At 49.4% G+C, this 10,499-nt stretch carries 10 protein-coding genes; 2 read left to right on the top strand and 8 right to left on the bottom strand.

Annotation, left to right across the window (positions count from 1 at the left end):
* On the bottom strand, positions 1–565 hold a 565-nt coding region (locus tag J4G07_19985; GenBank protein MCE2416272.1), incomplete at its 3' end, for a hypothetical protein.
* Positions 566–1,275: 710 nt separating this feature from the next.
* The gene (locus J4G07_19980; GenBank protein MCE2416271.1) at positions 1,276–1,437 is read right to left on the bottom strand and encodes a type II toxin-antitoxin system HicB family antitoxin; all 162 of its coding nucleotides are present in this window, start codon (positions 1,435–1,437) and stop codon (positions 1,276–1,278) included.
* Between the two features lie 364 nt (positions 1,438–1,801).
* Between J4G07_19980 and J4G07_19975 the strand changes: the two genes are divergently transcribed.
* Positions 1,802–4,726: a UPF0182 family protein gene (locus J4G07_19975; GenBank protein MCE2416270.1), complete on the top strand. Its 2,925-nt coding sequence runs from the start codon at positions 1,802–1,804 to the stop codon at positions 4,724–4,726.
* 4 nt (positions 4,727–4,730) lie between these two features.
* Here the strand turns inward: J4G07_19975 and J4G07_19970 are convergent, their stop codons facing one another.
* From J4G07_19970 to J4G07_19945, 6 genes are all read right to left on the bottom strand, one after another.
* Entirely contained in the window at positions 4,731–5,039 is a 309-nt protein-coding gene (locus tag J4G07_19970) for a hypothetical protein (protein ID MCE2416269.1), read from the bottom strand.
* A 184-nt stretch (positions 5,040–5,223) separates the two neighbouring features.
* Positions 5,224–5,907, bottom strand: coding sequence for a sulfotransferase family protein (locus J4G07_19965; protein ID MCE2416268.1), 684 nt, complete (start codon positions 5,905–5,907; stop codon positions 5,224–5,226).
* 532 nt (positions 5,908–6,439) lie between these two features.
* A complete protein-coding gene (locus J4G07_19960) occupies positions 6,440–7,279 on the bottom strand; it encodes a prolipoprotein diacylglyceryl transferase (GenBank protein ID MCE2416267.1) in 840 nt (279 codons plus the stop codon).
* A gap of 6 nt (positions 7,280–7,285) precedes the next feature.
* Positions 7,286–7,705: a hypothetical protein gene (locus J4G07_19955; GenBank protein MCE2416266.1), complete on the bottom strand. Its 420-nt coding sequence runs from the start codon at positions 7,703–7,705 to the stop codon at positions 7,286–7,288.
* Positions 7,706–7,762: 57 nt separating this feature from the next.
* On the bottom strand, positions 7,763–8,467 hold the full coding sequence (locus tag J4G07_19950; protein MCE2416265.1) for an ABC transporter ATP-binding protein: 705 nt from the start codon (positions 8,465–8,467) through the stop codon (positions 7,763–7,765).
* Positions 8,468–8,500: 33 nt separating this feature from the next.
* Positions 8,501–9,280, bottom strand: coding sequence for an ABC transporter ATP-binding protein (locus tag J4G07_19945; protein ID MCE2416264.1), 780 nt, complete (start codon positions 9,278–9,280; stop codon positions 8,501–8,503).
* 210 nt (positions 9,281–9,490) lie between these two features.
* Here J4G07_19945 and J4G07_19940 point away from each other — a divergent pair, with 210 nt between their 5' ends.
* Positions 9,491–10,465, top strand: a complete 975-nt coding sequence (locus J4G07_19940) for a DNA-protecting protein DprA (GenBank protein ID MCE2416263.1) — start codon at positions 9,491–9,493, stop codon at positions 10,463–10,465.
* Positions 10,466–10,499: the final 34 nt, after the last annotated feature.

The following is a 10,499-nucleotide window of genomic DNA, read 5'->3' as shown; positions in this document are numbered from 1 at the left end:
CACTTGCAACAGTCCCAACGGCAGTGCCTTCGGTTGCACCAACATAGTGCAGCTCAATGGATGCCTCTTTGTTTTTACCAGCAGCCTTTCTCGCACCAGCGTCATCAAGTTCGGCTCTCGGATCCGCAAGCTCCACAGACTCTTTCTTGAGAACCAAAAGAACCCGTGTTATAGTAGAATCAGCAGCAACGCTTGGTAATTCTGCCGCGAAATGCTTACCATCGGCGGTTCCATCTACGTCTACAGCACCTAACGCTAAAGGCGTAGCAAGCGTAACTGTGCCACCAAACTTATTGTAGGCAATGACCGTAAAATCAATCGCTTCTAATGCAGTCGTGGCAGTGGTCGCTGCAGTGCCTGCTTCGGAATTGACCACCTTGGCAGACATGATCTTGATGGTGGTCGCTGAACCATATACCACTTGGTTGCCATCAGCGAAACTGACATCCTCGTCTGCACCAACACTCAGTTTTATCTCAAACTGTGCCATCGCAGGCGCGACGAAACAGAACGCCAGCATTACAACTAAACTTGTTAAGGAAAATGTCCATTTATTAGACAACATTACTAATTTTCCTCCATTTAAATCAAACTAAAATACATTCGTATCGAACATCGTGGGCACATCGTGTGCTTCATTATCAAACAGCAAGAACAGATTTTCAGGGATGAAATCTATTCTGAACTAACCTTAGTGCGTGCCTTTGAAGTATTCGGGGTTAGGGAAACCACGTCTACCCATGGTAGATGCCTTCGAAACACGCTTAGAAATTTGGGTTTGGGAATCTCGCTATACGGCTCTGTGTAGCACATCACTATACGTCGAGCCAAACCACTTGTATAAACGTTGTTAATTGCAAATAAAACTTGAAGAAAATCTTATTGGATTTCCCGAACGCTACGACTTGGTATAGAATTAATGGATTAATTGTATCCGAAGTTGCGTTTTTTGTCAATTTTTTTGAAAACAGCGTTTCAGGGGGTGGAGCGTTCAGATTCCCGTTTTTTTGACGAGTTTTCGGTCTCCACGTTTATATTCCTTTTTAACACCCGAAATTGTAAAATAGTTACGAAAAAAAGTCAACACTGTTTTTCGCATATCGTAATTTTACCCAAATTGGGTGTTTTTGTCAAGTATTTTCTTCCAACCGGGTGTAAAAACGCGCATTTCGGCGTTTTTGCGGTTGAATTGGTATTAATTATAACGTAACGGATGTCTTTTGTCAAATAATTTTTCTCTGAATCAGGATTTACTGGATTTTAGGATTCGCAGGATTATGCGGTAACGTCTACGGATAGACACCCCTCAATTGCTTCGTAGATGTTTTCGAGCAATTCCGCAAACGTCTCACCTTGTGTGGCACAGCCTGCGATTGATGGCACTTCCGCCCAATATCCACCTTCTTCAGCGTCGTGAATGACAATCTTCAGTTTCATCGTTTGAATCCGTTCCTTAATACTTTAAAAGATTATGATTATGTTCACAATTATAACACCGATGTGAAGGGGTGTCAAACCTTTTGCCATATTCTCACAGGGCAGTGGAGTGTCGGGTTTCGCTGTGTCTGTTTTTCTGAAGGTGTCATGAAAAAGGAGACATGTGTGGGTAACCTGAAGGATTCTGGGGACTTCATCGCTCTACCCGACCTACGGCGTGAGAACGCTTTTCAATCAAGAATCCCTTCTCATCCCGAAAATCCCTAAATCCTGTAAACCCTGATTCAGACGAATTGATTCTCGATCACCGAATTTGCGGATGAGCGCGCACCTGTGCTATAATGTCTCATAGGAGGCATTCATCATGACAGCAGACCTTGCCATCGCACAATTACTTTTAAGTACACTCCTTGTCGGTGTTACCTTAATAGGGGGCATCTTTCGTTACCGACGGAGCGGCTACTGGCGTCGCGGTGTTCATAACAAATGGCAGGCGTATCTACTCTGGACGCTGAGCGCGCTCATTGCGATCAGCTGCTTCTTCCCCTTGGCGCATCTCTATACAGAGCACCTCTGGTTCGAAAACGTCGGATACGCCGATGTGTTCTGGGGACTCCAGAAGGTCCGGTGGGGCATCTTTGGCATCTGTTTCATTGTCGCCGCTGGATTCATGAACGCCAACACGGCAATCGCCAATATGTTGTGTCCAGAATCCCGCGAGTTTCGGCGGTGGACACATACGCAGACTTTCTCCTTCCATCGGATGGTCATCTGTATCACGCTGATTGCGGCACTCCTGCTCGCAGCACCAATGCTCCTATTAGACGATATAGTGCTTCGGTACCTGAATCAACCGGATGCGGCAGCCGCAGAGAGGTCTCTCCATTTCGGGATGGACCGGAATTTCTATCTCTTTAGTTTCCCGCTCCACCGATGGATAAGCCTCTGGGTAGAGATAACGTTGTGGGTAACGTGCGTCGTTGTCGGGTTGCTGTATAATTTCTATTACCGTCGGGACGCGCACACGATGGCACGTGTGAAACGCCATATCATCTTCCACGGCTCGGTTTTATGGCTGTTGCTACTAATCATTGGCGGGTGGCGGAGTTATGTGCACCTCTATGACAAGGTTTATACGAAACCTCTGACGAATGGGTTGCGGACGCTTCACGGCTTATTTTACGTAGACTTCCACCTTGCGGGTGCCACGAAGATTTACTGTGGCGTGCTGATCGGTATCGCAATTGTTATCGTGATTAACATCTTCTATCGGAAACGGTTGTTGTGGTATGCAACTGTGGCGGTATGGGGCTTGAGTTACGCGCTGTTGATTCACGCATATCCGTTGGGGCTCCACGTGGCGCGTATGCGTGTGGAACCCTTTCTCAAGGAGGGACAGTACCTCCAGAGGCATATCGAAGAGACACGCCGCGCCTTTGATCTCGATGAGATTGTGAGGGTCGATCGCGAGCCTGGCACTGCAACGCTGGAAATGATAACGGAAAACACTGAGGTCAAGAAGAACATCCAGATTTGGGATCGACGCGTGCTGTATGAAGCACTCCGAGAGACACAGATTAAACCGCATTATAACTTCCATCCGTATACCGATGTTGATAGATATACAGTAGACGGTGAATATCGGCAGGTCCTGATAGCCGCCCGTGAAATTGATCCCGGTGACGAGATTACGGGGTGGGACCGCCTGAAAACCGACCTACGCTCATTTACGCACGGGTATGGCGTGTGCGTCGCACCCGTGAACGAGTTCGTTGGCGAGGGGCTACCGAAACTCTGGGTTAAGGATACACCGATAGAGAGCACATACACGGAACTGGCGGTAGAATCTCCACAGATTTACTACGGCGAGATGATCCGCAATTACATGATTGTGAACACCGATCGCGATGCAAATAGTGCTGCACGCAGTTTGGATACCGAAAGTGCTGTGGGTGTTGTGGAAACTCCAGAAATACCTGAATGGATGCAGCATACTTATGCCGGTGACGGGGGTGTGCCTTTAGGGGGGTGGTTCCGACGACTCTGTTTCGCACTCCGATTCGATTTCTTTCCTATCCTCATCTCAGAGAAACTGACACCGGAGAGCCGAATCATGTTCCGGCGAAGGATCGGCACCCGCCGAAATGACCGACTCGTCAAAGACCGTGCTTCATATATAGCACCCTTCCTGAATTACGATCCCGATCCGTATATTGTGATTAACAATAAACAGTTGTATTGGATCATCGACTTCTATGTGACGAGCCGGTATTATCCAAACGCGCAGATGTATGTGGACGATAAAACGCAACTCACAGACAGTGAATTATATGAGGAGCCGGATTTTGATACGTTCAACTACATCCGAAATGCCGGTGTCGCTGTCGTTAACGCTTACACGGGCGCGGTGGATTTCTATGCCATCAAGAAAGATGAAGATGACGAAGCCGTGATGCAGACGTATCAGAAAGCGTTTCCAAATCTCTTTAAACCTCTATCGGAGATGCCGGACGGGTTGGCAGCGCACTTGCGGTACCCTGATTACCTGACCCGGATTCAAGCGAAACTCTACGGCGATTATTACCGGCAAGCGAGTGGGTTTTACGATAATACGAACCCGTGGTCGATACCGAAAGAGGCATACTACTCCTCACAGGCAGATCAGGAGATGATGCCTTACTACGCCCTGCTGAAGTTGCCGGGTGAGGAAAAAGTCGAGTTCGTAAATGTGATTCCGTTCGCGCCGCGAGATCGGGAGAAGCAGTTGAAGGCGTGGATGGTGGCACGCTGCGATCCACCGCATTACGGTGAGCGTATCGTTTATGTGCTCCCTGAGAACGCCGGGATCGCCGGACCGACACAGGTGGAGGACGATATTAATAAAAAAACGGGCGATCTACAGCGGGGTTGGCAAGCGGCGAACGATGTGATCCGGGGCAATCTGTTGATTATTCCGATTGAGGACGCACTCTTCTATCTTGAGGCGATTTACCTGCAAGCGAAAAAGCAGGAGGGTGAAGATGGGGATGACGACAAACCGCGGCGTCCGAAGTTAGAGATGGTGGTCCTGAAGGCGGGATCGAATGAACTTGCGGCGGTGCAGGCACAGACGTTTGATGAGGCATTGAATATGCTGTTGCTGGGGATTCCGACGAAGAGTGAAACGCCGACGAAGAGTGAGAAGTCGTCAACGTTGGCGGAGTTAGTCCAGCAATATCGTGAGCGGGAAGCCGATAGCGATCGGCTCCTTGAGCAGATTCTTGAGAAGGTCGCAGAAGATGATCGGTAGGGGATTAACACGCTTTAATGAAAGCGAGCACCACGCCGATGACAGCGACTTCAGCCCCAACGATCCATTTCAGGGTTCCAATCCCGGCCTCAATGCGGTCTACACGGCTTCCAAGGTCATCTAACTTTTCGTTCGTCACGTCGAAATCCGATTTATCGGCTTTTGTGTCAAGTTTTTCGCTTAAGCGGTCCATGCGCCCATCAAGACGATCCATGCGCCCATCAAGACGATCCATGCGCCCATCAAGACGATCGAGTCGGACGTTTATCTGTTTTAAGGTCTGCAGCAGCAGATCGTTGAAATGATTTGCCATGGAAATTCCTCCTCTACCATATTATACAGAAGTCGGAGCTGGATGTCAAGCAATACTTTTCTGAGCTCAGAGCCATTCAATTGTCACGAACCCTTTTTGTAGGAGGGGTTTATAACCCCGATTCTTGCTTTTGTGGGAGGGGTTTATAACCCCGATTCTGAATGGCTCTGTTCTGAGCTGATGTCTACACGCCAATCGCCTCCTCACACAGAGCATTATAATATGTCAGACACACGGCAAATACGTTTTCCAATTCCGGCGGAAACGGCTCCGATTTCGGACGATACGGCGCGAACGCTGTGCTCCGATGCACGTTCTGATACCAATACGGTGCCCACACACCATCGGCAGGATTTCCACCCACCTCCCAAGACAGCATTGAACGCTCAAATTGTAATCCGAGCCGCTCACAGAGTTGCGATAAAACATCGGACGGGTTTTCCAATAAGAGTCGCGCGTCGAGAATCGGCGGAGAGTGTCCCGCGGCGCGTAGGTCGGTTAAGAGATCATATTGTGTTTTAAGTCCGGTGTCGGCGAGTGTGGGTGTTCCGATGACCTTTGCAAGAGAGGGGAGCATTTCTCGTGGATCTCGGATGAGCAGAACGTTGTGTGTGTGTTCGAGGAAACTTAGGTCAATGTTGATGAGGTGGTGTGCCATCTGTTTCATGAAAAGCACGGGCTTCTCACAGGGACCGAGGATCACCTTTTCGATGACCTGCGCGCTATCTGTTGACATGGATGCCATCACCGCTGCTGTCCCCGGATGCGTACTCTTGAGAGCCTGTGCGTCGTATTTTGTATAGAGGTAGTGTGCGTAGAGGGGCTCGTCAATGACCTCGGTATCGCTGCGTTGTGCGAAGGCGTACATCACTGCAGTTGAGACGTTACGAGGTCCCGACCAGAGACAAATACGTTTTGTTTGCACGTTGTGCGTCCTTTATACCTTTATATATTTACACTTTATATAAAGGTCTATAGGTTTTGATAACGGAAGACCATAGTTTAGCCCCGAAGGGGCGGCATTTGTGTAGAAACGCAGATAACATATGGAACGAGGGATTGTCTGCCTTTGACGGCGAAAACGATGTGTATGTAGATTTGGGTGTATGTGCTGCTCATAATGGTTCCTTGTAGTTATATAAATGCCGCCCCGCTGGGGCTTGATTCTTTTTCATTGACGTTTTCTACAAAAATGCCGTCCCTCCGGGACTTGGGATATGATGGGTCGCGGTTTCTACAAAAATGTCGCCTCGCTGGGGATTGCGTTTTAGGTATGCGACATTTCCTATACACCTGTTGAAGAAATTGAGGAAATTAGGGAAACCCCCTATCAAAAACCCTTGATGGGACTTAGGATATGATGGTCGCGGTTTCTATACACCTTTTGCCCCACTGGGCTGCTACCGTCGCTGGCGGCGTCTACTTCGCCTATTCCGCTGACGCGACTTCCTATCTTCGCCTTCTGCCGTTCCATTGGTGAGATTGTTCACTTCGGCTTCCGCCATGCGAGGACGGTTGCGCATCCAGAGAATGAGCACAATGCCGAGAATAAATGCAACGATACTGAAAACTTGTGCTGCTGACATCCACCCAAGTACGCGCGGCGTAATCCGCCAAAACTCGGCAATAAACCGCTCTACCCCCAACGCGACAAGACTCGCACCAAACAGAGCACCCGGCGCGTCCTCAAGTTTACGGCGTTGCGACCAAAGAATACCGAAAAATGTGAATGACAGGAGCGTTTCGTATATAGGCGTCGGATGGACAGGAACATCGGTTGGAACAGTCCCGTTAGGGAACGCCATCGCCCAGGGTAGATCCGACGGGGGCCCATAGTCACCATCACCCGCAAGTAAACACCCGATCCGACCGATACCGTATCCAAGGATGACTGTCGAACCGACGATGTCAATTGTAGGTAAAAACGGGTTCGGGGAGCGGAGGACGACGATAATAACAGCGAGACACCCGCCGATAAAACCGCCATACCAGACCAACCCGCTCGTTGAGAAGAGTTCTCGGAAAGTGATCTGGCCGTCGAGTAACGCAGAATAGATTTTCGCACCGACAATGCCGCCGATCGCCGCAGCCATAACGATCGTCGAGGCGAGTTCTGCAACAAAACCCCGTCGTTTCAACTCGGATTGTATCACAAAGACGACTGTAATAAACGCCGTGGCTAACATCAACCCGTAAGAATGAATACCGACGGGACCGAAATCAATAATTGTTGGATACATCTGTTTTTAGGGTTTGACAATGTGTTGTCGTTTGAGTGCCTCAATCTCCTGTGTAAGTATTTCAACCCGGTTCTCAAGCGAGCTGTCCCATCTGCTCCGCCACCCTATGATAACTTGTGGGATCCCGATAGCTACGATAATGAGGACAATCAATCCATAGATGACATTCAGGAGGAACGTCATCTGTTTCTCAACGCTATCAATTCTGGAATTAACCGCACCAATTTTGGTATTCAGACGTCCCTCAACGCCATCAATCTTGGTATTGATATAGTCTTTCATGCGTGCCTCGGAACTCTCAATCTTTTTCTTGACTTCCTCTTTGACGATTAAGCGGATCTTGTCGAAGTCAGTATCTGTCAACGCAGCGAGTGCAGGCGAAGCGATCCCACAAAAGAGGAGTGAGAGTAAAATGTATCGTCTCATGGTGTCTCTCCTTCGCGTATAGTAAATCATATTTGGGCTTGGGTGTCAAACCTATTTTTATTCTCCGAGGTAAGCTTGGCGGACGCGTTCGTCGGCTAACAGATCGGCAGAGGTGCCTTCAATTGTAATTTCACCCGTCTCCATGACGTAGCCTCTATCGGTCACTTGCAGTGCGATTTGCGCGTTCTGCTCGACAAGGAGGATGGTTGTGCCGTCGGCGTTAATCTGCTGGATGATCTCGAAAATCTGTTTGACGATCAGCGGTGCAAGTCCTAAGGAGGGTTCATCTAACAAAAGAAGCTTCGGTTTGGACATCAGGGCGCGTCCGATTGCGAGCATCTGTTGTTCGCCACCGCTGAGACTGCCGCCACGCTGTTTCTGCCGATTCTGTAGGACAGGGAAGAACTGAAAGATCCTGTCTAAATCGTCTTTGATGGCACTTTTGTCGCTCCGTGAATAGGCACCGAGTTCGAGGTTTTCAAGGACGCTCATATCCGGAAAGATGAGCCGTCCCTCCGGGACCTGTGAGATACCAAGGGGGACGCGTTCTTCTGCGGATGTTGTTGTGATGTCGTTGCCATCAAAATGCACACTGCCTTCAACAGGGGTGTGTATCCCGGATGTTGTCATGAGTGTTGTCGATTTTCCGGCACCGTTGGCACCGATCAAACAGACCATTTCCGTCTCATTGATAGAGATAGAGATGCCTCGAACGGCGCGTATATTTCCGTAATAGGTATGAATGTTTCGAAGTTCAAGCATTGTTATTCCTAAGTGGTTGTCGGCTGCCGATAACTATTCTTCCGCTGTTCCTAAATATGCCTCAATGACGCGTTCGTCGTTCTGTACGTCCGAGGGTATCCCTTCGCTGATTTTTTCACCGTGGTCTAACACGGTAACCCAATCGGAGATTTGCATCACCAGTTTTACGTCGTGTTCGATGAGAAGCACGGTGACACCCCGCTCTCGTATCGCGTAGATAAGGTCGATAAGTTCCTGTGTCTCTTGAGGGTTCATTCCGGCGGCGGGTTCGTCGAGGAGAAGGAGTCTCGGTTCAGTCGCCAAAGCTCTGGCGATTTCGACACGTCGTTGGTCGCCGTAGGAGAGGTTTCCTGCTGTCTGGTCGCTGATGTCACCTAATCCGACAAATTCAAGCATATCGCGTGCGCGTTCGGCGATCTCCGCTTCCTCATTTTTTTCCCAATTTGTGCGGAAGACTGCCCCAACAAACGTGCTGTTCGTGCGGGGATGCCTACCGATTTTAACGTTATCAAGAACTGTGAGTTCTGCGAAGAGTCGTATGTTCTGAAAGGTCCTGCCGATGCCGAGTTTTGTGACTTGGTCTGGACGGAGTCCCGTAATGGATTCTCCCAAGAAATCAACGTTGCCAAACGTTGGTTTATCCAAACCCGTGACACAGTTGAAGAGTGTCGTTTTCCCCGCACCGTTGGGTCCAATTAAGCTGAAGATTTGTCCGGGGTGTACAGCCATTGTCACTTCGGACAACGCGATGACCCCACCATAATGCCGGCTAAGCCCATTTGCCGAGAGCAGGCGTATGGGAGTATTTTGCATTTTTCTCTCCTCATTCGATTGTCTGCACTTAAAGTATACCTTGATTAGAAAGAGGTGTCAATTTGTTTTTGCGGCAGCCAGCGATCAGCAATGCTGCTGCGATGCGATTTTTTAAAATTGACACCTATGGTCCTAACAGATTTGACATCCATCCTCATACTATGCTATACTTCCTTATATATTAAGGTATACAGGAAATACGTTCTCGAAATGCAAATGGATATGACACATTCGGAAAAAAAGAACACCGCTCTTGAATACTGGCTGGCACTTGCCTCCGTTGAGGGACTCGGTAGCGTGCGGATTAGACGGTTGATAGCACGTTTCGGCAGTGCGCAGGCAATTTTTGAAGCGGAACTCCCAGAAATTGCACGATTACCCTCCTTCAACCCCGTTCTCGCATCTCGCATACTCACAGTCTCCGGTAACTTTCCGACCTTTCGTGAGAGACTCAATGCCCTCAAAGACCAGGATGTCAGAGTAACGTGTCTTGAAGATCCAGAGTATCCGGCACCCCTCAAAAATTTACCCGATGCCCCGGGAATTCTCTGTAGCGTCGGCACGTTAACGGACATCGGCGATCGGTGTGTCTCAATTGTGGGGAGTCAGAACCCGAGCATAGAGGGAATTGAACTGACGCTTTCACTGGCAACGCAACTCGCTCTCGCCGGATTCACGGTTGTCAGTGGATTGGCAACGGGTATCGATACGTATGCACACTCTGGTGCGCTCGCGGGTATGGGAAAAACGATTGGCGTTGTGGGAACGGATTTGTCTGCTATCTATCCGGGGCGGAACAATCCACTCGCTGTGAAAATTTATGAGCATGGCTGTCTGTTTTCAGAACACCCATTCCCGACCACCCCGTCCCCGGGCAACCTTGTGCAGAGAAACCGCATTATCAGCGGGCTTTCTCTAGCAACCATTGTGATTGAGGCGCGAAAGACCGGCGGTGCGATGCATACAGCACGGTATGCGCAACGTCAGGATAGATCGGTGCTCGCATGTCGCTGGGATACAACGCACACGCAACGTGAGGGACCACAAGAGTTGATACGGACGGGTGCGTTCCCTTTCGCACCGACCGAGGTAGACAAAGTGATTGATGTGCTCACGCATCCAGAACGGCTTGAAACGTATGCGAGCGGCGCAACGAGCGAACAGATGGGATTGTTTGAGGAGTAGCAATTAGGTGTTAGGGCGTTCGCTACGCTCACTG

Source organism: Candidatus Poribacteria bacterium, assembly GCA_021295715.1.
In the GTDB taxonomy this organism is placed as follows: domain Bacteria; phylum Poribacteria; class WGA-4E; order WGA-4E; family WGA-3G; genus WGA-3G.
Note: the sequence above shows the minus strand (reverse complement) of the source record. Positions and strands in the feature narration are given on the sequence as shown.